This window comes from Fictibacillus fluitans (genome assembly GCF_030418125.1).
Taxonomy (GTDB): Bacteria; Bacillota; Bacilli; order Bacillales; family Fictibacillaceae; genus Fictibacillus_C; species Fictibacillus_C fluitans.
Map to the genome: position 1 here is coordinate 13,275 of NZ_JAUHTR010000013.1, position 26,184 is coordinate 39,458.

Annotated in this window: 28 protein-coding genes; 3 read left to right on the forward strand and 25 right to left on the reverse strand. The window is 42.7% G+C overall.

Annotated elements, in window-relative coordinates; all coding sequences use genetic code 11:
• The first annotated feature begins 169 nt into the window (after positions 1–169).
• From QYB97_RS19230 to QYB97_RS19240, 3 genes are read left to right on the forward strand one after another with little or no spacing between them, the layout of a single operon-like run.
• Complete coding sequence (locus tag QYB97_RS19230) at positions 170–1,054, forward strand: carbohydrate ABC transporter permease (protein WP_301167728.1); 885 nt, start codon at positions 170–172, stop codon at positions 1,052–1,054.
• Positions 1,054–1,881 carry a carbohydrate ABC transporter permease gene (locus tag QYB97_RS19235; RefSeq protein ID WP_301167729.1) on the forward strand — a complete coding sequence of 276 codons (828 nt, stop codon included), beginning with the start codon at positions 1,054–1,056 and terminating at the stop codon, positions 1,879–1,881. Before QYB97_RS19230 ends, QYB97_RS19235 begins: the two co-directional genes overlap by 1 nt.
• Positions 1,882–1,932: 51 nt before the next feature.
• The gene (locus QYB97_RS19240; RefSeq protein ID WP_301167645.1) at positions 1,933–3,234 is read left to right on the forward strand and encodes an ABC transporter substrate-binding protein; all 1,302 of its coding nucleotides are present in this window, start codon (positions 1,933–1,935) and stop codon (positions 3,232–3,234) included.
• Positions 3,235–3,517: 283 nt separating this feature from the next.
• On the opposite strand, the gene eutH is transcribed toward QYB97_RS19240, so the two are convergent.
• The 25 genes from eutH to rhaB all read right to left on the reverse strand — a co-directional run bounded on the left by eutH (position 3,518) and on the right by rhaB (position 26,073).
• A complete protein-coding gene (gene eutH, locus QYB97_RS19245) occupies positions 3,518–4,807 on the reverse strand; it encodes an ethanolamine utilization protein EutH (protein WP_301167646.1) in 1,290 nt (429 codons plus the stop codon).
• Positions 4,808–4,824: 17 nt separating this feature from the next.
• Complete coding sequence (eutC, locus tag QYB97_RS19250; RefSeq protein WP_301167647.1) at positions 4,825–5,706, reverse strand: ethanolamine ammonia-lyase subunit EutC; 882 nt, start codon at positions 5,704–5,706, stop codon at positions 4,825–4,827.
• Between the two features lie 11 nt (positions 5,707–5,717).
• A complete protein-coding gene (locus tag QYB97_RS19255) occupies positions 5,718–7,079 on the reverse strand; it encodes an ethanolamine ammonia-lyase subunit EutB (protein WP_301167648.1) in 1,362 nt (453 codons plus the stop codon).
• A gap of 36 nt (positions 7,080–7,115) precedes the next feature.
• A complete protein-coding gene (locus QYB97_RS19260) occupies positions 7,116–7,490 on the reverse strand; it encodes a BMC domain-containing protein (protein WP_301167649.1) in 375 nt (124 codons plus the stop codon).
• 4 nt (positions 7,491–7,494) lie between these two features.
• Positions 7,495–7,767, reverse strand: a complete 273-nt coding sequence (locus QYB97_RS19265) for a EutN/CcmL family microcompartment protein (protein WP_301167650.1) — start codon at positions 7,765–7,767, stop codon at positions 7,495–7,497.
• A 12-nt stretch (positions 7,768–7,779) separates the two neighbouring features.
• Complete coding sequence (locus tag QYB97_RS19270; protein WP_301167651.1) at positions 7,780–8,439, reverse strand: hypothetical protein; 660 nt, start codon at positions 8,437–8,439, stop codon at positions 7,780–7,782.
• The gene (gene pduL / locus QYB97_RS19275) at positions 8,432–9,091 is read right to left on the reverse strand and encodes a phosphate propanoyltransferase (RefSeq protein ID WP_301167652.1); all 660 of its coding nucleotides are present in this window, start codon (positions 9,089–9,091) and stop codon (positions 8,432–8,434) included. The genes QYB97_RS19270 and pduL overlap by 8 nt, the downstream gene beginning before the upstream one ends.
• A 31-nt stretch (positions 9,092–9,122) precedes the next feature.
• Entirely contained in the window at positions 9,123–9,404 is a 282-nt protein-coding gene (gene eutM / locus QYB97_RS19280) for an ethanolamine utilization microcompartment protein EutM (RefSeq protein WP_301167653.1), read from the reverse strand.
• A 53-nt stretch (positions 9,405–9,457) separates the two neighbouring features.
• On the reverse strand, positions 9,458–10,981 hold the full coding sequence (locus QYB97_RS19285) for an acetaldehyde dehydrogenase (acetylating) (protein ID WP_301167654.1): 1,524 nt from the start codon (positions 10,979–10,981) through the stop codon (positions 9,458–9,460).
• A 37-nt stretch (positions 10,982–11,018) separates the two neighbouring features.
• Positions 11,019–11,672 (reverse strand): ethanolamine utilization microcompartment protein EutL, encoded by a 654-nt coding sequence (gene eutL, locus QYB97_RS19290; protein WP_301167655.1) that lies wholly within the window; start codon positions 11,670–11,672, stop codon positions 11,019–11,021.
• Positions 11,673–11,684: 12 nt separating this feature from the next.
• Positions 11,685–12,608: an ethanolamine ammonia-lyase subunit EutC gene (eutC, locus tag QYB97_RS19295; protein ID WP_301167656.1), complete on the reverse strand. Its 924-nt coding sequence runs from the start codon at positions 12,606–12,608 to the stop codon at positions 11,685–11,687.
• Positions 12,609–12,624: 16 nt separating this feature from the next.
• Positions 12,625–13,986, reverse strand: a complete 1,362-nt coding sequence (locus tag QYB97_RS19300; RefSeq protein WP_301167657.1) for an ethanolamine ammonia-lyase subunit EutB — start codon at positions 13,984–13,986, stop codon at positions 12,625–12,627.
• Between the two features lie 15 nt (positions 13,987–14,001).
• Positions 14,002–15,423, reverse strand: coding sequence for an ethanolamine ammonia-lyase reactivating factor EutA (locus QYB97_RS19305; protein WP_301167658.1), 1,422 nt, complete (start codon positions 15,421–15,423; stop codon positions 14,002–14,004).
• 87 nt (positions 15,424–15,510) lie between these two features.
• On the reverse strand, positions 15,511–16,110 hold the full coding sequence (locus tag QYB97_RS19310) for an ANTAR domain-containing response regulator (RefSeq protein ID WP_301167659.1): 600 nt from the start codon (positions 16,108–16,110) through the stop codon (positions 15,511–15,513).
• On the reverse strand, positions 16,103–17,545 hold the full coding sequence (locus QYB97_RS19315) for a sensor histidine kinase (protein ID WP_301167660.1): 1,443 nt from the start codon (positions 17,543–17,545) through the stop codon (positions 16,103–16,105). The genes QYB97_RS19310 and QYB97_RS19315 overlap by 8 nt, the downstream gene beginning before the upstream one ends.
• 132 nt (positions 17,546–17,677) lie before the next feature.
• Positions 17,678–18,178 (reverse strand): EutP/PduV family microcompartment system protein, encoded by a 501-nt coding sequence (locus tag QYB97_RS19320; protein ID WP_301167661.1) that lies wholly within the window; start codon positions 18,176–18,178, stop codon positions 17,678–17,680.
• Positions 18,179–18,190: 12 nt separating this feature from the next.
• Positions 18,191–18,532: an ethanolamine utilization microcompartment protein EutS gene (gene eutS / locus QYB97_RS19325; protein WP_301167662.1), complete on the reverse strand. Its 342-nt coding sequence runs from the start codon at positions 18,530–18,532 to the stop codon at positions 18,191–18,193.
• A gap of 255 nt (positions 18,533–18,787) precedes the next feature.
• Complete coding sequence (locus QYB97_RS19330; protein WP_301167663.1) at positions 18,788–19,012, reverse strand: hypothetical protein; 225 nt, start codon at positions 19,010–19,012, stop codon at positions 18,788–18,790.
• A 12-nt stretch (positions 19,013–19,024) separates the two neighbouring features.
• Positions 19,025–19,570, reverse strand: a complete 546-nt coding sequence (locus QYB97_RS19335) for a GNAT family N-acetyltransferase (protein WP_301167664.1) — start codon at positions 19,568–19,570, stop codon at positions 19,025–19,027.
• A 12-nt stretch (positions 19,571–19,582) separates the two neighbouring features.
• Complete coding sequence (locus QYB97_RS19340) at positions 19,583–20,341, reverse strand: DeoR/GlpR family DNA-binding transcription regulator (protein WP_301167665.1); 759 nt, start codon at positions 20,339–20,341, stop codon at positions 19,583–19,585.
• 139 nt (positions 20,342–20,480) lie between these two features.
• The gene (locus tag QYB97_RS19345) at positions 20,481–21,497 is read right to left on the reverse strand and encodes an aldo/keto reductase (RefSeq protein WP_301167666.1); all 1,017 of its coding nucleotides are present in this window, start codon (positions 21,495–21,497) and stop codon (positions 20,481–20,483) included.
• A 145-nt stretch (positions 21,498–21,642) separates the two neighbouring features.
• Positions 21,643–22,965, reverse strand: a complete 1,323-nt coding sequence (locus tag QYB97_RS19350; protein ID WP_301167667.1) for an MFS transporter — start codon at positions 22,963–22,965, stop codon at positions 21,643–21,645.
• Positions 22,966–22,993: 28 nt separating this feature from the next.
• Positions 22,994–23,308: an L-rhamnose mutarotase gene (gene rhaM, locus QYB97_RS19355; protein ID WP_301167668.1), complete on the reverse strand. Its 315-nt coding sequence runs from the start codon at positions 23,306–23,308 to the stop codon at positions 22,994–22,996.
• 51 nt (positions 23,309–23,359) lie between these two features.
• Positions 23,360–24,628: an L-rhamnose isomerase gene (rhaA, locus tag QYB97_RS19360; protein ID WP_425589828.1), complete on the reverse strand. Its 1,269-nt coding sequence runs from the start codon at positions 24,626–24,628 to the stop codon at positions 23,360–23,362.
• 2 nt (positions 24,629–24,630) lie between these two features.
• The gene (gene rhaB, locus QYB97_RS19365) at positions 24,631–26,073 is read right to left on the reverse strand and encodes a rhamnulokinase (RefSeq protein WP_301167670.1); all 1,443 of its coding nucleotides are present in this window, start codon (positions 26,071–26,073) and stop codon (positions 24,631–24,633) included.
• Positions 26,074–26,184: the final 111 nt, after the last annotated feature.

Sequence of the window (26,184 nt, forward strand, 5' to 3'; positions counted from 1 at the left end):
ACTGTTCAATATTTTCCACCCTGTTGGTCAATGTAAGCCGTTTCATAAATTTCAGGAATCCCTAAAATAAAAGGTACGGGAGGTGCTTTATGTGAATAGTCAGACGAAAGCTGAAAAACTTCAAGGCGGTGCCTTACAAAAAAACACCAATGTATCAAAGCCTGTTTCCATGGCTTCCAAGAGAAAATGGAAGGATGCAGGATTATTCACTCTTTTTGTAGGCCCTGTTCTGTTAGCGTTTACAATCATCATGTTGATTCCATTCTTTACCGGTATCTATTACGCCTTTACGGATTGGAACGGAGTAACAGGAAACATCAATTGGGTCGGATTCGATAACTTCAAATACTTATTCACGGAAGACAAGCAATTTCAGGCTTCGTTTCTGCTGACCGCCAAATACACAGTCGTTGCCATTATACTTACCAATGTGATTGGATTTGCGCTCGCGATCCTGGTCACACAAATGCTTAAAACAAGAAACATCCTGCGTACCGTATTCTTTATGCCGAACTTGATCGGCGGATTGCTTTTAGGATTCATCTGGCAGTTCATTTTCGTCAAAGGGTTTGCATCCATTGGACAAATTACAGGTATTCCGCTCTTTGAAATGGCCTGGCTTGGAGATGCAAATACCGCGTTTTGGGGAATCGTGATTGTCAGCGTATGGCAGGGTGCCGGATACATCATGATCATCTACATTGCCGCTCTGCAAAATGTTCCTCAGGAAATTGTGGAAGCTGCCCGTATCGATGGTGCCAGCAGATGGCAGATCCTTCGCCATATTACCGTTCCTTTGGTAGCACCAGCAGTAACCATTTGTTTATTCTTAACCACAGCATCATCGTTCAAAATCTTTGATGCCAACCTGTCCCTGACGAACGGCGGGCCGTTTAAGTCAACCGAAATGCTGGCTTTGAACATTTACACAGAAGCCTTTGTTAACAACCGTTACGGAATTGGTGAAGCAAAAGCGCTGATCTTCTTCCTTGTTGTAGCAGCCATTACGGTCATTCAGGTTATGTACACGAAGAAAAAGGAGGTTGAATCGTGATGGAAAACAAATATACAAGCAAAACATTCATACTTGAAATCCTTGCGATCCTGGTCGGCCTTCTCTTTTTGGTTCCTTTCTATTATGTAATCTCAAATTCGTTGAAGCCGTTTGCCGAAATCCTGACCAATACTTCGGCGCTTCCCAAGGTCTTTCAATTTGAGAACTATGTAAACGCATTCGAAAAGCTGAATTACCTGAAAGTATTTTCAAACTCATTGATCGTTACAGTCGCCAGCAACGTCGTACTAGTGGTCTTCTGTTCCATGGCTGCTTACATGCTGGTCCGTACCAAAAAGAAAATCAGCAATATCATTTTCATGATGTTTGTTTCATCCATGATCATTCCGTTTCAGTCCATTATGATTCCACTGATCAAAACGGCCGGAACATTCGGTCTTCTCAACAGCATCTGGGGACTAGTCATCATGTATCTCGGATTTGGGTCCGGAATGACCATTTTCCTTTATCACGGCTTTATTAAAGGAATTCCGAAAGAACTGGAAGAAGCAGCAATCATCGATGGGTGCTCCCGCTTCGGGGTATTCTGGAGAATTGTGTTCCCGCTGTTAAAGCCGATTACAGTTACTATTGTGATCCTGAACAGCCTGTGGATCTGGAATGACTTCCTGCTCCCATCACTAGTTCTGCAAAATCCGGAAATGCGAACCGTACCACTCGCTACGTTCTTCTTCTTTGGACAGTATACAAAGCAATGGGATTTGGCACTTGCCGCTTTGATCCTGGGCATCATTCCTTTGCTGATTTTCTTCTTCTCCATGCAGAGGCACATTATTAAAGGCATTACCAGCGGTTCCATCAAGTAAGGTTATTCTTTTATCAAACTATAAACAGACATTCTCAGGAGGGTAAAAATCATGGGTAAAAACATGAAAAAGATTTCATTAGCAGCAGGTGTCCTTTCCGCATCACTTCTTTTTACAGCAGCTTGTTCCAGTGACGGTGCATCAGGGGACAAAGCAAGCGGAAGCAAGGGCGACAAAGTCGTCATTGACATGTTCCAGGGTAAAGTAGAAATTGCCGACCAGCTTAAAGCGTTAACCGACCAATATACAAAAGAACATCCGAACGTTACCTTTAACATTGAAACCGTAGGCGGTGGTGCAGACGGCGGTGCCGCTCTAAAAGCAAAATTCGCTTCCAACAAAGCGCCTGATATTTTCACCAGCTCAGGATACCAGGATGCTGTAACATGGAAAGACAAACTCGAAGACCTTTCCGATCAGCCGTGGGTTAAAAACGCCTACCCTAACGCATTGAAGCCAATGACATTGGACGGAAAAGTTCTTGGCCAGCCTGTAAACCTTGAGGGCTATGGATTTGCGTACAACAAGGAATTGTTCAAAAAGGCAGGAATCACAACGCTTCCTACTACATTCTCTGAGCTGGAAGCAGCAGCGAAAAAATTAAAAGCTAAGGGCATCACACCTTTCTCAGTCGGTTATGGTGAGTGGTGGGTGCTCGCAAACCACGGCCTGAATGTTCCATTGGCTTATCAGGAAAGCGCGGACAAAAACTTTATTAGTGGTCTAAACGAAGGAAAAGCAAAGATTGCGGACAGCAAATACTTTGACGATTATTTCAAATTGCTTGACCTGACCATCAAATACGGCAACAAAAACCCGTTGACTACTGACTACAACACTCAAGTAACACTATTTGCCAGCGGTGAAGCAGCAATGGTTCAGCAAGGTAACTGGATTCAGCCGATGATCGACAAAATCACACCGAACATGGATGTTGGCTTTATCCCAATGGCACTGAACGACAACAAAAAAGAAGCAGATAAGCTTATGGCAGATGTACCAAGTAACTGGGTTGTATACAACAAGGCACCAAAGGCTGATAAAAAAGCAGCAAAAGACTTCTTAAACTGGATGGTTTCTTCTAAAGAAGGAAAAGAAGCGTTGACGAAGGAATTTAAATACATCCCTGCATTTAAGAACATTGACGCAAAAGCAGATGATATCGGACCACTTGGCGCTGAAATCCAGAAGTACTCCCAAGAAGGTAAAACGTACACTTGGCAGTTCATGAAATATCCAGATGGAGCAGGCCAGGAGTTTGGATCTACACTTCAAGCCTATGTTGGCAAGAAGAAATCCGAAAAAGAAACATTGGAAGCTCTTGATGCAACATGGAATAAGTTAAAGAAATAACAATTGGGAGAAACGCCCAAACCTCTACATCCTTTCACAGCATCTTACGTACGGTTCCTGTTACGTCTGACACAGAACGTGATATCTTGCAGTTCAACTCTTTTAACCCCTGGGAAAGCCTATTGGCTTTCCCAGGGGTTTTGTGTGAGCTATCGGTACTTCCATCAGCTATGCGAGTCGCTTCTTTGTCTTAATCTACTGTTTCGGGACATCCATCCAATAGCCTGTCCCCGTCCCGGGCACACCACGAGTAAAGCCGCTTCATGGGTCGAAGCGGCTTTATTTATAAACTTTTGGCTTCTGGAATAATTCGGTCTTCCTGCTTCCCGAGAGCTTCTTCTGGATCTTCGTACTCTCCGGGCTGAATAACACCTTCAGCTATATCTTTTTTCTCAAGTTCGAGAGCTTTTGGCACTGAGAGCCAATAGGCGAAACCAATGGCAACAACACCAGCACCGAATTTTCCAAACATAATAGATGGGATGAGATTCGGCTGAAAGTTTGCGGTAAATGACAAGTGGTCACCGAACAAAAAAGCTGAACAAACAGCAAATGAAATATTAATCACTTTGTCTTTTGGTCTCATTGTTTTAATTAAACGGAACATGGCTAAAATGTTGGCAGCGGATGCTAAAAGTCCTGCACTACCAGCTGCTCCTAGACCTAATTTATTACCCATGCCATCCAAAGGCCTTGCCAAGTATTTACGAATCATATATACCATAGGGAAAGCCCCACAAAGCATAATCCCTATATATCCTGCAGTCTCCAACGCTCTAAACTGATCCTTTTTGTCTGCGATGATAGGGTCGAACCCCCAGCTGCCGAACAGTGCTGTAAATGCACCTGTAAAATATTCCACAATTGAAAAAACAAGCACCAATTTTATGCCAGAATCCATTATCTTACCAAACCACATAAATCCACTGATCATCTTATCTGGGAAAAAGCGAAGCCCTAAAGCAATAAGAGCAACAAAAAGAACAAGTGGCGTCAAATTCAGCATGATTTTGCCAAAAGTTAACGCCAGCTGATAACTGGCCTCACCACCCGTACTGATGACAGAACGTACCTCTGGCCGTGTAAGAGCCATAGTGGCACTTGCGATAAACACCCCAATAGGAATGGTGAGAACACCAGACATCACACCTAAAGCCATATATTTATGATCACGTTTATCAAGCATAGCCAAGCCTACTGGAATAGAGAAAACAATTGTCGCTCCTGACATATAACCGACCGACATGGCCATAATCCAGCTTTCTTTTGTCGCAGCCAGAGCTTCGGCAAGCTGGTATCCCCCCATATCAACTGCAATGATTGTAGTGGCTGCGATTGCTGGGTCAGCACCAACAGCATGAAACATCGGTCCAAACACTTTTTCAATAAACGCTGACAAGTATGGAATTGATGCCATGATACCGGCAGCGGGCACGAATATATAACCAACAGAATGCAAACCCTCCATAAACTCTTTGCCTATTCCATCTTCACTATTTCGAATGGAAGCAAAGGCACCAATAACGGCTGAAGCCATAATGACATAGATGACATAAGTTCCAATTTGACTCACCTAATCCCCCCTATCAGCTATTTTTTGTTACGATGTTTAACCAATTGAACTCCGCTTGCTTTGTATTGAAGCATTTGTTCCAGTAAATCTGCCAAGTGCGCCCCTGCCTCAACAGGTGAGAGGCCGCCTTTATGAATGTTAGAGATGACTGTCCTGTCCGCTTCTACAGTATGTTCACCTGGTCGATAGACCATATAAGCACTTAAACTTTCAGCTGTTGCCAGACCTGGCCTTTCTCCGATTAGGGAGATAACAATATCTGAATCAACAATTTTGGCGACATGATCCTGAACCCACACCCTTGAACGTTTAACAAAAAGTGGTTTTGCATAGGTGATCCCCTTTAATGAAAGCCCTTGCACAATTGCAGGCAACAAATCTCTTGTATTGGATTCAACAGCAGTGGAACTTAATCCATCACATATGATGATTTGTATCTGCTTTCCTTTTTCTCCATTCTCTTTCAGCCAACGGATAGATTCATCATTAAGTGTCCGTCCCGCTTCAAGATCCATTAAATAGGTTTCCATATCTTCTGCCTTTGTTTGAAGAACGGGCAGATTCAGTTCTTTGATCATGTCCGGTTCCACATCTTTCAAAACAGCATCCTGTGCTGCGGCATGATCAATCCTGAATTGGAGATAGCTCTTGGTTTTCATTCTAGTACCTGAGCGCCCAATGCCGATCCGAGCGGGAGTGATTTTTTGAGCATGCTGGATAGTATCCTTGTTTTTAGGCTCATCTACCGCCATTTCTGCTTGTTCTGTAAAATCTATAATATCTGCTGCAGAATCTGTTTTTTTTAATGGAACACCTTCTTTATTTTCATTGCTTGCTTTAGTTTTGTTTAGCTCTTGCAGGACCTCATTCACTATTTTGGTTATTTCAGTTTGATTCATTCGTTTCACTCCTAATCAAAAATAGAGAGATCTCCAGCACGGTTGGTCAGCTTGCCATTTTCCATTAATCCCATGTTTTCCATCCACTTTTCAAACTCGCTTAAAGGCCGTAAGCCCAACATCTCCCTTAAACTCGCATTATCATGAAAACTGGTGTCCTGGTAATTTAGCATAACATCATCACCACCTGGGACACCCATGTAAAAATTGGCACCGGCAACTGTGGTTAAGATTCCTGCTATCTCCTGATCGTTCTGATCAGCGTGCATATGGTTGGTATAGGTTGGCGCTATCCCCATAGGCAACCCATGCATTTTGCCCATGAAAAGATCTTCGAGGTCTGCACGTATCATCTGTTTCCCATCAAACAATGTCTCCGGACCAATAAAGCCAGAAACATTGTTAACCATGAAGGGTGACCAGTGCTTGGCAAATCCATAGGTTCTTGATTCGAGCGTCTGCATATCCACACCATGGTCAGCATCGAGTGAAACTTCTGAACCTTGGCCAGTTTCAAAATAAAAAATGTTTGGTCCGGTTGAAGTTCCCTGTTTTTTCATAAGCTGCTCACCATAGTCAAGAATTTCCTTGGTGACGCCAAACGCTTCATTTCCTTTTTGTGTTCCAGCCAAACTTTGGAACATAAGGGCAACAGGAGCTCCTTTTTCCAATGCCTCAATTTGCGTTGTAATATGAGCCAGGACACAGTTCTGGGTTGGGATTTTCCATTTATCCATAAAATCATGTGTCATGTGAAGAATCCTTGAAACAGAATCAGCAGTATCTACATTTGGATTTACCCCGATAACAGCATCACCAGAACCGTAGGAGAGCCCTTCTTTTAAAGAATACAAGATGCCTTCAGGCAAATCCGTTGGATGGTTCGGCTGGCATCTAAACGCTAGCCGGCCGGGTTCCCCAATTAAGGTATTACAAAAAGCCTGATATTTCATTTTTTGTGCGGCCATTACAAGATCTATCGTAGACATCAGCTTGGCCACACCTGAAATCATCTCACTCGTCAATCCCTGAGTGAGTTTTCTCAACTCATGAAAAGTTGTTGTATGAGAGAGAATATAGTCGCGAAGTTCACCAATCGTCATTGTTTGAAATTCCCTGTATATTGAAAGATTGATATTGTCATAGATAACCTTTGTGACAAGATCCGTTTCATAGGGGATCACTGGATTTTCATAAAAATCTTTTAATTGAAGCTCGCTTAATACAACTTTCGCTGCCATCCTTTCCAATGAGGTGGCCGCTGCGATTCCCGACATTATATCACCGGATTTTTCTTCACTTGCTTTAGCAAGAACTTCTTTAATAGATTTAAAATGATAGGTGTCATTTTTTATCCTGCAAGATAATTTCATGAATTGTCCCTCCTCTCATGAACATCAATCCAAGTTTTACTTGCTTTTCTTCTTTAATTCCGTATTACCTTCGAGTGTCTTGTTTTCAACGGGCAGGCTTTTCACCTGTTTATTTTCTGTTTTTTTGATAGCATTCTTATTCGTTTGATTAATAATTCCTGCGACATCATCATCAGGACGGGGAATAATATGCACAGATATTAACTCTCCTACACGCTGAGCCGCTTCTTTTCCAACTTCTAATGCCGCCTGCACAGCCCCTACATCTCCTTCAATAAGAACCGTCACCAATGCACCATCAATTTTTTCCTGGGTGACAAGCCGGACATCTGCCGCTTTAATCATAGCATCCGCTGCTTCAATGGAACCGATTAAACCTTTTGTTTCTAGCATTCCGATAGCTTTTCCCACAAACTCACCTGCTTTCCACATCTATTGAATCTACTATTCCAATAACCGCTGAATCTATTGGCACATTATTATTTTCAATGACAAACCTCGCAGCGCTTCCGCTAGTTATCATTACTTTGTCACCAATACCTGCTCCAATACGGTCAGCTGCAATAACGGGACTTTCAATCGGTGAACCATCGGGTAACTCAAGCTGAATGAATAGAAATTTTAAGCCGATAAGGCCTTCTTCTTTTCTCGTTGCCCATATATTTCCGATTACAGTACCTATTTTCATGGTATCACCGCCTTACTCATCCAGAATCATTATTCTTATCCCTTGTTTCCTTGCTGCATCCCAAGCTAAAGGTGTGACAATGGTTTCTTTATTAATCCTGAGTTCTTTCCTATTTGCTGCATTAATATCGTTCTCAGTCAAAAGTTTATTCTGTAATAACGATTTATCAGGATTTCTTTCCTTTGCATCTATGTCTAGTTCTCCTTTTAAATCTTTTAAGCTAGTTATTCTTACGCCAAACGTTTCTAACCGGATTTTTTGGTTAAGTAAATATTCCTTATAGGCAGTTTTTGTAGAATACACTTCATTTTCAACCTTTGAAAGTAACATTGTAATCGGCAAATTCCCGTGCAGCGCTTTTGCCAAGGCGAGACTCTGCGGCGTGTCTGTTAATCCTAGCGCTCCTCTGACAATTAAATCCTGATCAACATTCATAAAAAGAACTTGGGCGGTTGAATCTTGGAAAATGTCACTCTGTTCGTTCTTCACCACACAGATTTCAAAATATGGTCTGCACGTTAAAGTGACTTGCTGCAACGCCGATGGTTCTGCACCACTTGCAAATATATACAGCAGTGGTTTTTGTTTCTCCATTAAATCTTCAGTTTGAAGGCGCTGTAAAACTTCTTCAACAATTTTTGTAATGAGTTCCCGATCGGCAGACCTATTCATTGTGAAGAAATCCTTTTTTTATCAACACACCGGAATTTCCTGTATGGATAGCTGCAGCATTCGCTTCATCAGTGTCAATATGCATTTCAAGCTTATAACGATCAGAAACGCGAATAAGAACTTGATCAAATTGAATCGGTCGTTCAGATTTCACGGAAATGGTTACAAGATCACCATCCGATACCCCATAGAGGTTAGCGTCTTCGGGATTCATGTGAATATGGCGCTGGGCGATAATCAATCCTTCTTCAATGTGTAGACTGCCTTTTGGCCCGAAAATGACACAGGGTGATGAGTTTAGAATCTCCCCTGATTGTCTTACTGGGGGCTCATACCCCATTTTTACAGCATCCGTCTGGCTAATCTCAATTTGAGTCGAGCTTCGAACGGGCCCCAGCACCCTTACCCGTTCAATGCTCCCTTTTCTTCCAGCAATCGTAAGTGTTTCATTGGCTGCATACTGGCCAGGCTGAGAAAGATCTGCTTTCTTTGTAAGCTCGTAATCCTTGCCGAACAAAATTTGCATATGCTCTTTTGATAGATGAACATGTCTGGCAGAAACAGCAATCGGCACTTGTTTCTCGCTCATGTTAATATTCTGGAACTTTTCAATAACTTGTGCAACAATTGAGCGGACAGTCTCCTCATTCAATGCTACATCCCCTGCCTTTCCACACATTTAACTATAGTGTTTCAGCCTTTGGGAGAATGGCCTCAAGTTCGTTGTGTGGACGTGGGATGACATGTACAGAAAGAAGTTCTCCAATGCGTTGTGCTGCAGCGGCTCCTGCCTCTGTAGCTGCTTTAACTGCACCAACGTCTCCTCTTACTAAAACCGTAACTAATCCTCCTCCAACATGAACTTTCCCAACCAAGTTTACATTTGCAGCTTTCACCATAGCGTCTGCAGCTTCCACAGAAGCTACCAATCCTTTAGTTTCGATCATTCCTAATGCGTTAGACATATTCATTTCCTCCTGATATTTTTATTTTTTTAAATTCAGCGTATTGAATTGGATTATAATTTGGAAATAGCCTGGCTTACCAAAGCTTGTATTGTTTCCTTATTAAGGTCTTTACTGCCGTTGACTTTTGATAGCACTTCGTTAACTATCATGTTAAGCTGTTCATTGTTTGTTCCGTTTTTCTCCGTTTTGTAATCTTCTTTCTGTTCCTTATTTGTTACTACTATTTCTTTGGTTCCGTAGGCGAGTCTCTTCTTATTAAATAAGTGTGTGACTGTGACATTGTCTGATGTTATATTACCGCCGAATGTTCCACAACCAAGAGTCATAGAGGGTTTTAATCCCGTCGTCCCGCCTACTGCACCAAGTGCAGATGGTGTATTGACCAAGACCCTTGAAACCGGCATTTCTAAAGCAAAAGCCTTAGCCACGTCTTCGTCTGTAGTATGAATAGAAAGTGAGTGGCCCCTGCCGCCAAGTTTCAAAAGTTTATCTGCATGTGTCAATGCTTCCTTCGAGTCCTTTACCGTATAGAAGGCAAAAATGGGTGCTAGCTTTTCAATGGAAAAAGGGATGTCTTTACCAATCTCTGATTCAAAAGCAATCAGCAGGGTAGTGTCTGCTGGAACCTCAAGTCCTGCCATTTCGGCAATAAAAACTGGCGATTTACCGACTATTTTTGGATTTAATTTTCCGGGCTGGGGAGAAATTATCTTTTCCATTTTTCTTTTCTCATCCGAATTAAGAAAATAGGCACCTTGATTCTTAAATTCTCTTACAGCGAGTTCTTTAACATTTTGATCAGCGATGACAGATTGTTCAGAAGCACAGATTGTTCCATAATCGAATGTTTTACTGTCCATAATCCGTTTAACAGCCTTTTTGACCTCAGCTGACTTTTCTATATAGACGGGAACGTTCCCAGGTCCTACACCATACGCTGGTTTTCCTGAACTATAGGCAGCTCTGACCAGGCCGCCTCCCCCAGTGGCAAGAATGACATTCACATCACGATGCTTCATCAAAGCTTGGGTTGCTTCCATCGAAGGCTCAGTGATCCAACCAATTAGACCTTCAGGCGCACCGGCTTGCTCGGCAGCTTTCATACAGATTTTCGCTGCTTCTACTGTGCATTTTTTTCCGGAAGGATGCGGGCTAAAAACTATCCCATTTCCCGCCTTTAGTGAGATCAGTGTTTTGAATATGGTAGTAGACGTTGGATTCGTTACAGGAACGATTCCAGCAACAACTCCAAAAGGCGCTGCGATCTCCACTATCTTTTGCTGCTTGTCCTCATTAATCATTCCAACAGTTTTAATATCCTTTATCGATTCATAAACTCCTTTGGAACCAAGCTCGTTTTTTATCTTTTTATGCTCTATTACACCGAGACCAGTTTCTTTTACAGCCAGTTCTGCTAAATGCAGTGACTCTTTATATGCGGTTTCAGCAATTGCGTCAATGACCCTGTCCACTTGTTCCTGGGTAAATTTACTAAATTTTCGCTGTGCTTTTTTTGCGTTTTCCACTGCATTTCTCATCTCTTGCATGGATAATAGATCCAAGTCTACATTCATCTTTCCGAACTACTCCTTTCTCTCCACTCCATGAACGTTAATATGCGAGTGGATCTTCAGCGATGCGTATTACACTTTCTCTAAATGCATCCGCTGCTGCACGGCAGGCGGACTCACTTCCTGTTAGCAAACCTCCTCCAAAATTTGTTTCTGATGGTGGCCCGAAAAATTTGACAAGTTGCACATCTGCCGCTTTCAATGCAGCATCAATACCATATACGGATTCAAGTGGCGGTGCGATTAAATAGGCAAGTGGGTCTCCTTGTTGAATCTCCGCCAGCTTTGATAAGTAGCTTCCGGTCCTTGGTATAACGTGCGCAAAAAACGCATGAGTTCCATCAGCATTTAACGATTCAAAAGATGCACCAAACTCTATGGTATTACGTGCAGCATCAATGCCGCTCTTTACTTCATCCGGGCTTGAACCCGCGATTATCCCGATAAATTCACCTGATAATGGACCGGAGGAATGATTCGCACCTCCATAGAATGAGCGGGCATAAACCACTTCGACATCAGCTTGTTTTGTTGCTTCATCCAATGCTGTATAGCCTATATCATCAATCGTAGTGGTTAACATTCCTAGACTTTTTTGATGGTGTCTAAGCTGAAGGCTTTTGCAAAAAGAGTCATCAGCATTCGGGATCATGCGTATGGCCAAAATCTCTGCTTTTAACTTTTGCTGCTCCAAGTTTCCACCTCCTTACTTCTCTCTTTTAACAAGAGAAATACCACTTGCCTTGTTATCGAGAATCTTTTTAACGACATTGCCAAGATAAGCCCCTGCCTCTGCAGGAGGTATTCCCCCTGCATGGATATTGGAAATTACCATTCTGTCCGCCTCAATCGTCCCTTTTCTTGGCTTATAGCAAAGGTAAGCACTTAATGATTCAGCACTGATCAGACCAGGACGCTCGCCTATTAATAAAACCACCACCTCCGGATTTAGAGCTTCACCAATATCGTCCATTATCGCTACCCTTCCATTTTTCACAAAAAATGGAGTGCCCTGTTCATAACCTAGCTGAGTGAGTGCTTGCTGCAGTGATAAGAAAACATCCTCTGCATTCTTTTCGACAGCCTCAAAGCTAAGACCATCCGAAATAACAATCTGAACTTCAGGATTCTTTTTACATTTGGCAGCTATTTGTTTTTTCGCTTCATCATTCAGTTTTCTTCCAAGATCTGGTCTTCGGATGTATACTTCCTGATCCTCAACCATAGTCTGGACTGAAAACCAGTTCATTCTGTTAAGAAGTTCGTCAGAGACTTTTCCATATACCGAATCTACTGCTGCGGCATGGTCAAGTCTGAATTTAAGCAGCGCATTCGTTTTCGGGCGAACTCCCGCTCTTCCTACACCTATTCTCGCAGGCGTTTTTTTTATTTGTTCTGTAAGGTATTCTTGATTAGTTGGATGATCAACAGATGAGAAATCTTCCATATGGTTGCGTACCTTTTTTTCCTTTAAATCTGGAGTGCGTTTAAAATCAGGGATTGTATTTAAATTTTTATGAAATTTAACCATGCTTCCTGTGGGTTTTTCAGGCTCTCTGCTGACATTATGTTGGCTGTTTAGTTCTTTTAAAATCAATTCTGTAACTTTTTCAACATCAGATGCATTCATACTATTTATCACCTCCTCAATCGAATAGGGTTAAGTCGCCAGCCAACGGAGTTAAACGTCCATCGTTCATCACGCCGATCTCCTCTAGCCAACTTTCAAACCTGGGCGATGGCCGTCTATTCATCGTTTGTCTTAATGTGGCAATGTCATGAAAACTCATTGATTGGTAATTGAGCATACAATCATCTCCCATCGGTGTTGCGATAATAAAGTTCACCCCTGCAGCTGTTAATAGAACACCCAAGTCTTCCATATCATTTTGGTCTGCGCGAATATGATTGGTATAACAGACATCGACACCCATTGAAATATTGTGCATTTTCCCCATGAAGTGATCTTCCAATCCAGCTCTAATCACCTGTTTGCTGTCATACAAGTATTCAGGGCCGATAAAACCTACGACAGTGTTTAACATAAAAGGGTTATATTTATGGGCAAATCCGTAATTCCGAGCTTCTAAAGTTACCTGGTCGATGCCGTGATGAGCTTCTGCTGATAATTCTGAACCCTGCCCTGTTTCGAAATACAGCCGATCAGGTCCAGATGAGGCACCAAGTTGCGTAATCAAATCATTCGCCTCATCCAGTAAAGCGGCGCTTATACCAAATGATTGATTGGCTGCTTCTGTTCCAGCAATGCTTTGGAAAATCATATCCGCTGGTGCACCTTGTTCGATGGCTTTCATCTGAGTGGTAACATGCGCCAAGACACAATTTTGTGAAGGCACTTTCCATTCCTTCATAAAATCATGAGTGGCATGCAAAAGCCTTTTAACACTTTCGACTGAGTCATCTACAGGATTGATGCCGATGACAGCATCACCGATTCCATAGGATAGCCCTTCCTTCAAAGCTGCAAGCATCCCCTCAACTTGATCAGTAGGATGATTCGGCTGTAGACGTGATGCAAGAATGCCTTTTTGTCCGATGGGAATATTGCATTGAGTAATGATTTCAAACTTATTAGCTCCATGAATTAAATCGAGGTTAGACATGAGTTTCGTAACAGCTGCTATCATCTCACTGTTTAATCCCCTACTTAACCGAAGGAGGTCTGTGCCCGTTGTAAGATCATCAAGGATGTGCTCTCTTAATTCTGAGACTGTCCACCGTTTGATGGATGAATATATCGTTTCATTGATCTGTCCATCAATTACTCTTGAAACCTCATCTTCTTCACAGGGTAAAAGAGGATGATCTCTGATTTCATTCAAGGTCAAGCCGCCAAGCACTAGTTTTGCTGCAATTCTTTCCTGCACCGACTCAGCGGCTAATCCTGACAAACGATCCCCTGATTTTTCCTCATTCGCTTTAGCAAATAATTCTTTAAGATTATTAAACTGATAAACATGACCGAGTAATTTTGTTTGCAGCTTCAATGTTCTTTCACCTTCCTATGAATGAAATGCGAGGGTTTTAACTACAACTGGCACAACTTCAGCCCTCAACATACTCCCAATATCCAAGTAATCGCCATTTTCAACTTTTATTTGATCAATACAAACAATTGGACGTTCAGGTTTTAATGACTGAATGGATTGCCCTAAGACTTTTGCCATATCATTCGCCATTACAATTACCAGAGGTTGATCATTGTTTATTTGCATCTGGAAGGCTTGAAGAAGCCATAAGGCAATTTGCTGAACTTCACTGAATCTCAATATTTTTAATCCTGAGATATAAAGTGCGAAATTTATTCCTTCTTGATTGGGATCATACATTTCAAGAGCCTGCTGAACCGCCTGCTTAACCGACTCCTCCCCTACCTGAAGGTCTTCTAGATGAAGATGAAAAACAGGCAGGTTTTTTAATGGAAGCTTTGCAGCATCGACTTGTATGGTTGCTCCACTAATTTCTGTCGTTTGAGTGCCTGCCCCAAGAACTGTAGCTCTTACAGTTTCTAATGGGGTAATCCACTCCCATTCTGCTAATCTACTGCTTTCCTTTATCTTATTGGCCAGGCAGCTGCCAATATCGTCATAAAGTTCAGATTGCGCTGTTTCGTGTTTATAGAGGCACTCGCTTACCCCCCCTGAAAACATGATTGCTTCCACCGTATTTCCCCATTCCGGCAGATGCCCTAGAATTAAAGGGTTCTCTTTTGTTTTGATGCTTCCATTTAAAATTTCAGTAAGGGTATTTACCATAAAGTCCAGGACTGATTCAACATCTTCTTGTGAAGAAAGTGATTGATCTATCATTCTTGCGACTTCTTTGACAGGTTTTGACACGGCAGCAATTTCACCATCTTGAAACTCGATTAGCCTCCCACCCACATGCAATGTACAGGTTCCCAATAGAATACCCTTCTTATAGACTGCTATATTTGTAGTCCCGCCTCCGATATCTATATTCGCGATGCACTTCCCTGTATCAAGAGAATATTGGTAGGCACCTGATCCTTTTGCTGCAATAATGCTTTCCAGATCAGGTCCTGCTGTTGCAACAAGAAACTCGCCAGCTTCTGATGAAAGATCATGGATTATTTCTTGGGCATTTTCCTTGGTGGCACTTTCTCCTGTAATAATTACGGCGCCTGTTTTAACATCAGTAGGCATTACTCCAGCTTTTTCATATTCTTTACGAACAAGGGCATGGACTTCCTGAATGTCAATGATTTTCTTATTATCCAGCAATGGTGTTCGATAAATCGGGCTTTTGTACAAGATTTCTTTTTTAACGATTTCTATTTTGGGAACATGGCTAGCACCCGCTATATTTTCTAAAGAAAATCGGCTGACAATAATCTTTGTCGTACTGGTACCTATATCAATTCCAACACTGAGTATCGTTTCGATATTCCCCGAAGAGCTCAATAGCTTCCCTCCTCAGTAAATAAAGGCACCTAACCACCTGGTTTATGTTAAAACCGGATAATTAGGCGCCTTTGCCTGTTTATTATTTTATGAGGAAATTTTCACGCTAAAATCAATAGATTTGTGTTTAATGATGTAATGTGCAAGCTCCTTCATAATCACTCTATGGTTCATGCAGTAAGTTCTTAACTTTTGATATGCGTCATCTTCATTGATACCGAGAGATTCCATTACAATTCCTTTTGCTTTTTCAATCAGTTTTCGATCTTCTATTTTTTGTTCGAGATTTTTCATATCTTTTAGCAACCGTTTAACTTTTTGATTCTGAGCCAACGCAATCTCAACTGCCGGGATTAACTGTTTTTCGGTGATGGGTTTTACAAGGTATCCAGAAATTCCAGCTTTTTTAGCTTCTTCAATCGTTTCATTTTGGCTGTAAGCTGTTAATAATACTACTGGAATCTTAAAAGTTTTCTCGATAATTCTCGAAGCTTTAATACCATTCATCCTAGGCATTTTCACATCCATAATGATGAGTTCTGGATGATGCAGGGCTGCCATTTCGATGGCAAGCTCACCATTGTTCGCTTCCGCTACAACTTCATAGCCTGCTTCAGCCAGCATCTCTTTCAAATCCATTCGCAATATGGATTCATCGTCGACTACCATCACGCGTGCTTTACTCATCAAATCCCTCCTCTTCCAGAATGAACTCAACATTCGCAGTTGTTCCTTTACCTTGACTTGGATAAATTGCAAAAGAACCTCCAAGATCAAATTCAGTAAGGTTTTTAACAATCTCCAGGCCCAGCTGCTCTTTCCTCTCATTCTCTTTAATGCCACTACCATCATCGATCACTCTTAGAGTAACTTTTGACTGTTCCATCTTTAGGAAGACTTGAATAACTCCTCCGTTTTGTTCGCTATAGCCATGTTTCAAACTATTTTGCAAGATTTCGGTAAAGATTAATGCCAGAGAAACAGCATGGCTTGAAGGAAGAACAATTGAGTCTAAGCTCAGCTCAAGCTTAATCGGCTCTTCTTCTATTTCTGCTTGAAAAACAAGCATTTTAGCTACCTTTTGAATGATTTCTTTTATATCTACTTTTTCAAGTCCATTGTAGGATAAATAATCATGAACAGTTGCTATGCTTAGTATCCTGTTTAAACTTTCTTGGTAAAGAACCTTAGCTTCTTCGGGAACCCCCCTTCTTAACTGAAGTCTAAGAAGGCTGGCCACTGTTTGGAGATTATTTTTAACTCGGTGGTGGATTTCTTTTATGACAGCTGACTTTACCACTAATTGGCGCTCCTTCTCTCTTAAGTCAGATATGTCTCTTAAATAAAGCAGCACTTTTTCTTGGCCTCCATTTGAACGTAAATTAATGATCCTCTTGCAGTAGACTCGGCCTTCGAATTCCTCCTCTTCTTCACTTAACTCACTTTGCAGCAAAGAGTTTTCGGAAATAAAGGGCAATGCATCATACACCTTTTTACTTTTATAATCAAAGGGGTAAGGGCCCGAATGATGGTGTTCTAAGAGACTGATCGCATAATTATTTGCATACAATATTTCACCCGTTCTGTTTAGAAACATCAAGCCATCTTCAAGTACATCAGGAATGCTAGGTTCATTTGAGACAATATCCCAAAATGTTTTGCTTATTTCCTCGGTGGTCTTTGTTAAGGTCTCCAGCTCGAGTTCATGCTGTACTTGAGCCGTTATATCTTTTTCAGAAATGAATAAACCGATGATTTTGTTTGAACCATTTCTGAAAGGCATTACATTTTGGCTTACATGCTGGCCTTCATGTGTAACAGCCCGATGGGACATGATGGATTCACCTGTTTGGTAGCTACGAAAAACAGCGGGTTCAAAGGCCTTATAAATCATTTTCCCTACCAAATGTTTTTTATAAATTGAAAATGCAGTTGAAGGCACAGCCTCTGCCACTACTACAGCCTTTTGTTCAGCTACGATACAGTCAATAAAAACATGGGCCTGTGACATGTCCGCTAGGGTCTGAAGCATTGTGCTTTTTTCTTGGATGATATGCACATCCTCTTCGGTTAAAGAAGTATGCTGGGTACATAAATGTTTGATCAAGCTTCCGTTTTCCATGCTAAAGCTCCTTTATAAACAAAAAGGCTCCTTCAACACAGAAAGACTTCTGATCGTTGATAGGCGCCTTTGCCTAATCCATATTCATTTTCAATTTCAGAATACTTTATATTTTCCGTGTTGTAAAGGCTTTCATATTTCTGCCAAATAATTATCGGAATTTTCCATACAATACTTGGAAATAGCCTCAAAAGTAGGAAGTTCCACAAGGCTTCGGATATGATGAAGCCCTTCATTTGTATAAGAAGACGTAATGATAATCGGCCCAGTTGGCATAGCCTGTCTAAGTTGGGAGACAGCTCTTGCGATATCGGCTCCCTCCTTGTCTTTTTTTGTGACAGCACCTATTGCTATTTTAGAAATGCCCATTGAGAACCCTGGTGGAAATATACATTTTGCTTGAGTGGCATCCTGCAAAAATATGACATGCGTAACTTCAAGTGAAGTAGCCATGATCGTTTTGTAAAACATAGGGTTTTCTGTATATTCCCCAGGAGTGTCTACAATCCAATCATTATAGCTTAACGTTTGAGTTTTTAATGGTTCCCTTTTATTCCCTAGCAAGGCATTAGTCATGCTAGTTTTCCCGGTCCCTATGGAACCAATTAGCATTGCACGAGCTTTTTTGTTCAACTTTAACACCTCCTAAGATTTGGTGATGTTAGACGGAGTATATCCCAGATTCTCAGACAAAAATGAGTTTACTTTTATCATAGCGAGCTCTACTTCTGAAACACTCCCAACTACTACAAGACTTCCAGTAAACCTGTCCAAAAATCCTAATGTCACATGTGCTGCCTTTGTTGCCAAGTCTCCTGCAATGATCACCGTTTCACTTGGTGTCAATGTTAAAATGCCAAGAGCACCAGATTGAACAATACCGAGCTTTTCAAACATATCCTGATCTGGATTGGCAATAAGATGACTAAGTGTAACTTGTTTTCCAGGTACAAATTCTTGTATGAACCTTTTTTTATCGTCTGACATTTTTTCCCCTTCCAAAACAGAAAGAGCCCCTGTTCATGGTGAACAGAGGCTCCATTGCCGTTTTTTTTCTTCATTATAACATTCGTTGGCTCTTTGTCTACCGTTTCTTCTTTTCTGGATTATGAAGTATTCAAGTCTTTGATTACAAGTAGTCTTATAGACTTCTTTTGTTACTAGCTTCTGCCGGTTTACGGTCTTAACCTATAGCCTGTGTGGGCACACAGCAAAACCCCTGAAGCTCTCAGCTTCAGGGGTTTACTTATTGGTTCCGATCAATTTTTCAGACAGAAAAAAGGCAAGCGTAGCGATCAATAACGTTCCAATCACAAAAGAGATCCGGCCGAACACTTGATATCCTACGGTTTTGCCCTGATCCATCATGTCCGGTGAGTAACCCGCGGTCAAAAACAAGCCGGATACCAGCTGCAGTATGATATACCCGGTCAGAAATAATCCTATAAATATCAAGAATCTTTTCATCATACCCCTCCTTTATTCAAGTTCGCCTCTTAATAGAGAATACATATACAAGTCATCAAACTTACCACACGTAAATTCATAGTGCCTGAGCAGCCCTTCCCTTTGAAACCCTTTCCTCTCAATTAACTTTTGCGAGGCGGTATTTTCAGGTTCAATGAGCGCTTCAATCCGTTCCAGGTTAAGCTCCTGAAAACCATAGTTCACAACAGCATCCAGTGCTTCGCCTGCAATCCCTTTTCCCCAAAACTTCTTGCTTAATTCAAATCCGACTTCAGAACGGCGATGCCTGGGATGTTTGTTCAGAAAACCGCAGCTGCCAATCACCTTATTCACGCCTTTTAACGTGATCCCCCAGCGCATTCCCGTTCCTTCCCGGAATATTTCATCATACCATCTGATTTCGGTTTCCGTTTCTTTCGGAGTTTGATAGGGTTCCAGCCCCATATAACGCATAACGTCCGTATCGGACAAATAGAGGAACATATCTTTTGTATCAGCCCTGGTTACTTTTCGTAATATTAATCGATCTGTTTCAATTACTGGAAACTCTTTTTGCATCTTCTGCCTCCACTACACGGTGCTTAATTTAATACTTTTTTCCTTTAACGCTTCCTCTATAGAAGGATCCAGATCGCTGTTGGAAATAACCGAATCAATCTGATTCATTGAGGCGATGTGGGCGAACGCCCGGATACCGAATTTACTGGCATCCGCCAGGAGGATGGTTCGGTCTGCAATCTCGATCATTCGTTTTTTAACCAGTGCCTGAAACTCGTTGCTGTCGGTTAGTCCCCGTTCTACATGTACTCCCTTGCAGGAAAGAAAGGCTTTATTGACATGATAAGCACTTAGGGAACGCTCAGCGAGCGGGCCAACATAGGAAAGAGATTGCGGCACAAGCAGCCCGCCAGTGGATATGACACGGATCTGTTCTTTTTTGCTGAGCTCCACTGCTACTTTGATGGAGTTGGTCAATACGGTAAGCCGCATATCCGGCAGTTCCTTCGCCATATACCAGGCTGTTGTGCTGGCATCAAGAGCGATTTGGTCTCCCGGTTCAATCAATTTGACCGCTTCACTCGCGATCCTTTGTTTTTCCCGGGAATGGATAATTTCCCGTTCCTGATAAGAAACCTCCGATTGTTCTTTTTCAATGGAGACGGCTCCCCCATGGCTTCGGCGAAGGAGATGTTCCTTTTCCAGTTTCTCCAGGTCTCTTCTGATCGTTTCCTCTGTCACAGAGAAAAGCTTACTAAGCTCATTCACCCTGATGCTCATTCGTTCGTTCACCAATTGCACGAGCTTTCGCTGCCGTTCGGCTACAAGCATAGTCTGCACCCACTTTATCCGTGTTTTATTTTTGTTGTTTTGTTTTTGATTACACTTGTTTATCACATGGTAAGTATAACATATTTTTGGAAATCAAAAAAATCTTGCAGACACGTGCTGTGTCTGCAAGTTTAAAGGATCATTCTCTCCCTCTGGACCTCTGATCGATGGCATCCTGATCATAGGGATAACTGACCGGCATTTGGCTTGCCCTGTTCAGCTTTTCAAAGGACTCCGGCTTCAGTGACCAGCCGGCACTTCCAAGGTTGTTTTCCAGTTGATCAAGTGTTCTGGCTCCAATAATGGGAGCAGTTACACCCGGACTTTGAAGAAGCCAGTTAAGCGCTACCTGTGCAGGCGTCTTTTCTTCCGTTTCGGCCACTTCCAGTAATGCATCAATGATATCCCAAGTAAAATCATTATTGTATCTTGTCCAATTTTCTCCCCAGCCTTGTTCCTCTGCAATTGACACCCTGGAATCCTGAGGCGGCTGTTCCATTCCTCTTCTGAATTTTCCGCTGAGCCATCCGCCGCGGAGCGGACTCCATGGAATAACCCCCAGTCCTTCCTGAAGACATACATCAATCAGTTCCCATTCTGTTGCTCTTGTCAGCAGATTGTATTGCGGCTGCAGGGAGACAAAGGATGCCCAGCCATTGTGTTTACTGATGTCGATTGCTTTTTGAAGCTGCCAGCCTTTAAAGTTGCTGGCCCCGATGTACCTGACCACGCCTTCTTTCACCAAATCATTCAGCGCGCTCAATGTTTCTTCGAGCGGTGTTCTCGGGTCCCAGGCATGAACCTGGTAGAGATCGATATAGTCCGTTTTCAACCGGTGCAGACTGTCCTTAATGGCTGACAGGATATGCTTTCTGCTCAGCCCAATATCATTAGCCTGATCCCCCATGGAGAAACGAACTTTTGTTGCAAGCACAAAATCATCGCGTTTTTGTTTCGCCAGCCATGAGCCGACGATTTCTTCCGAACGGCCTTGGCTGTATACATTGGCAGTATCGATAAAGTTTCCGCCCTGTTCTTTAAAGCGGTCCAGTATACGATAGCTGTCTTCCTGGTTGGTTTCCCTGCCCAGTGTCATGGTTCCTAAACAAAGCTCACTTACTCTAAGACCTGTTTTTCCCAAATAACGATAATCCAATGTGCCTCGCTCCTTTTAGAAAAATATCAACCTCTTTTTAAAAAATTTCCATCTCCGTAATCTTACAGAATATTTCACCAAATGAGAAATAAAAGGGCTTACAAAGTTTATGGACTTGTCTTGCCGACAAGTCCATAGCTGTTCTCTAGTTTGCACTTTTAATAATGTTCTCTGGTCCTTTTCTTTTTCCATAACGATCCTCTTCAATTTCTTTAAGGGATTTGCCCATTGTTTTGGGTGCGAGGGCAATGCCAATTACCATATGAATCGCGAGGAAAATGATCATCACGATGCCTGCCGCTTTGAATCCAAGTGTGTTCATTAACGTGGGCAGGATAAATGACCAAACCGCGATGCCTGTCCGGACGATAAAATACATGGTTCCCTGGGCGCTTGCACGATACCGGGTCGGAAATAATTCGCTTGTCCACAGTGCATAAAAAGCTTGTGCCCCGATTCCTGCAGCAGATCCCCATAAAAGAACAAAGATAATTAACGTCGGCCAGGTCATCGGCATGAACGTAAGAATCAGCCAGGCAATGATGCCCAAGCCTGCCCCGGTTGCAAACATGGCTTTGCGGCTGAAGCTGTCTCCGAATTTCATGAATAAGAAGTAGGTGGTCAGTACAGTGAATGACCAGAGCACAACCTGCAGCATGTTAGCCTGCCCCGAGCTCAAACCTCCCACATTTTCATAGATATACGGCATAAAGTAACCCATTGCACCTGCCGTCAAGTTCCAGAACAGGTAAATCCCAATCAGTAAAAACATGGCCTGCCGGTTTACTTTTAATGTAAATAATTCTTTAAATGAACCTTGCTTTTGCTTACCAAGTACCCGGTCCTCTTCATCCTGCTGCTTTTGCTCCTCCCACATTTTTGACTCATCGAGTCCCTGCCGGATATACCATGTAATAAAAGCGACAATGAGCAGATGAGCGAAAATTAGCCGGGAACCAAGAAGTCCCAGCGGTGCTGCAAGAACTGCAAGCAGAAAAGTCAGTGCTGGTCCGAACGACCACGCCAGCTGTGCGGTTCCCACATGAGCCGCACGCTTGTGCGTCGGCGATTCTTCTGCGATGTAGGTCCATGAAACCGGCACGCCTGCACCAACCGCAATTCCCGTTATGACCGTTCCAACGAGCAGCATTGGAAAGTTGAAGGATACTGCGATCAAAAGCACACCAAGCATGTACACCAAAAGGTCGTAGGTAAAGATAAACTTTCGTCCGAATTTGTCAGTGAGCGGTCCTCCAAGGAGAGCTCCTATAGCCGCTCCAAATGCATTTGCGCTCAGGGCGCTTAACAAGCCGACGCCCATATTGTCAATATGAAGATATGCCTGCCATAGTGTCAGACTGCTCGCCGCGGCAATAATGGATCCCGCTTCAATATAATTAGCCATCGCGACCGAAATGGTCGCTTTCCATCCGGTTGTCTTTTTTGCCCCAATCATTTGTTTTGCCATCAAATTCCCCTCGTTTCCTGTTGTATGATCAGGCCATATGAAACACTGGCTTTAAGTCTTTGGCCACGGGGCTGTCATCCCTGTTCGTTTCCATGACAGGCGCCATGTAGCTCCACCATTTTTGATTAATTTCGGTCGAACTCATTTTTTTCCAAAGCTCTTCATCTTCAATTTCCACATAGCCAAAGAGCTGGCTTGTTTCTTTATCCAAGAAGATAGAATAGTTCCTTGCGCCGTGTTTATGAAGCTCCTCCACCAGATCCGGCCAGATTTCATCATGCCGTTTTTCATACTCTTCATGCTGGTCTTCATACACCTTCATGACAAACCCTTTTCTGATCACAGCAAGCCCTCCATCCTGTAATATCACCGCTTACATTTTTTTAATATCCATTTACCTGACTTCTTGTTTTCCCCGGTGCCCCAATACACCCTGCTCATAGGCTTTTACTTCATCAAGCCAGGCCTCTTTAACCGGAACGCCATTTTGCTCGCAATAATAATCCCATACTGCACCAAAGGGATACGTTTTGAATTCTTCAATCAATGTCAGACGTTCGGTATAGTTGCCTTCCTCCTGCAACTGTTTCAAATAATCATTGGGAGTGAGCATGGCATAAAGAAGAGCCTTGATCATATTTCTTGTGCCAATTGTCCAGGCAGCGACCCTGTTTATGCTTGCATCAAAGAAATCCAAACCGATCATGACCTTATCCAGCGCATCATTGCGAACAATTTCAAGAGCAATCTCCCGGAGCTCGTCATCGAGTGTTACCACATGGTCACTGTCCCAGCGGACTGGACGGGATACATGAAGAGCCAGATTGTCACTGTACAGAAGCATCGATGATATTTTGTTGGATACCGTTTCCGTCGGATGAAAATGACCGGTGTCGAGCAGGCACAGCTTATTATTTTTCAGCGCATAGCCCAGATAAAACTCGTGGGAACCGACGACAAAGGATTCAGATCCAAGCCCGAACAACTTGCTTTCAATCGCATCCACATTAAAGGCTTCATCAATTGGAGCGGCAAAAATCCGGTCCAGTGAATCCTTCAGCCTTACACGCGGTGTCATTCTGTCGCTCGGCACATCTTTGTAGCCGTCCGGAATCCAAATATTTGTGAGACAAGGCGTACCAAGCTCCCGCCCAAAGTATTCACCAATTTTTCGGCTGGCAATGCAATGGTTGATCCAGAATTCCCTGATTTCCGGGTCGGGATGTGACAGAGTCAGGCCGTCTGCGGCTTTTGGATGTGAAAAAATCGTCGGATTAAAATCGAGTCCCAGTTGATGCTGCCTGGCCCACTCCACCCAGTTTTTAAAATGCTTCGGCTCGAGCTGATCACGTTCTACAATCTCTCCATCGGTTTCGGCATAAATGGCGTGCAGGTTCACACGGTGTGTTCCCGGAATTAGAGAAAGTGCCTTTTCGAGATCGCTTCTCAATTGTTCAGGCGTTTCCGCTTTGCCGGGATAATCACCCGTGACGTCAATTCCTCCCGACAGCTCCTGAGCATCCACTTCAAAACCGGCAATGTCATCTCCCTGCCAGCAATGAATGGAAATCGGAACACGCTTCAGCCCTAAGATGGCTTCATCCACATTGATTCCCCATTTGGCATATGCCTGTTTTGCATACTCATAGCCTTCTTGAATCATTGTCATTTCACAGCACTCCTTTGCATGATGGGTATTTGTCCGTTTTCCGGCTGATATTTTTTTACTTCAAATGATTGATAAATGATTTTTCTTACTTCTTTTATATCCTTCACTTCACCAAGGGCCATCAATTGCACCGCCAAGTTTCCGATAGCTGTAGCTTCCACCGGCCCGGCATACACGTCCTTGCCTGTTACATTGGCGATCAGCTGATTGAGCTTTTCGTTCTGACAGCCGCCGCCAATCACATTGATCTGGCTAAACTCTTTTTCGAAAATATGCTCAATCTGTTCCACTGCTTCCTTATAGCTGACTGCTAAACTATCAAAAACACATCTCGCTACTTCACCAGGTGTTAAGGGTATCGTTTGCCCCGTTTCACGGCAGTAATCCTGAATTTCTTCAATCATATTTACCGGCTTTAAAAACCGGTCATCATTCACATCGACCATTGCCTGGAAGGGCAGTTCCTCCTGTGCCAGGCATGCCAGTTCAGCAAACGTAAATTCATCCTGGTAATTTCTTTTGACCTCCTGAATCATCCAGAGTCCCATAATATTTTTCAAGAAGCGAAATTGATGATCCATGCCGCCTTCATTGGTGAAATTGTAGTCCAGCGCTTTTGTCACACAAATCGGAAACGGGTTTTCAACACCAATCAATGACCATGTCCCAGAACTGATATAAATGGCATCTTCCTGAACAGGTGCTGAAATGACAGCTGAACCGGTATCATGGGTAGCCGGCAATATAACCTTTATGTCCATTCCAAACTCTGCCGCAAGCTCTTTCCTGAGCGGCCCAAGCACCGTCTTTGGCATTTTGATCTCATGGAACATCTCCTTTTTAATGCTCAGAACATCCATAAGGGAGTCATCCCATTTTTTCGTAAAAGCATTAACCAGCTGGGTTGAGCTTGCATTGGTATATTCACTGGCTTTCACACCTGCCAGAAGGAAGTTAAAGTACTCGGGTATCAATAAAAACGATTCCGCTTTTTTCAGTACTTCAGGGCAATTTTGCTGAAGGGAATACAGCTGGTAAATGGTATTAAACTTTTGAAACTGAATCCCCGTTTCCAGGTAAAGCCTTTCCTTTGAGAAAATCTCAAACACTTTTTCCATCATTCCATCTGTTCTTGGATCACGGTAAGACACACAATCCGTTAATAGATTGTCATTTCCATCTAATAGAACAAAGTCCACAGCCCAAGTATCAATGCCTATGCTTTGGGGCTGAATGTCTTGCTTCTTGCATTTCATAATTCCTGTCTTGATCTCCTGAAACAGCCGGTCTGTATCCCAGCAGGAATGCTGCCCCTTTTGAATAATCTTATTTTCAAAGCGGTGCACTTCTGTCAGCTCCAATTTCCCTGCTATTATTGTGCCGGCGATCATCCTCCCGCTCGATGCACCGATATCGACAGCCAGACAATAGGTGCCCATTCCTCCACCTCCGTTGAAAGCGTTTTCTTATTCCTTATGGTACTATCAATAAATTCAGAAAATAATATCGTGATTTACCCACTTCTTGTCCTTATTTGCACAAAAAAAGAA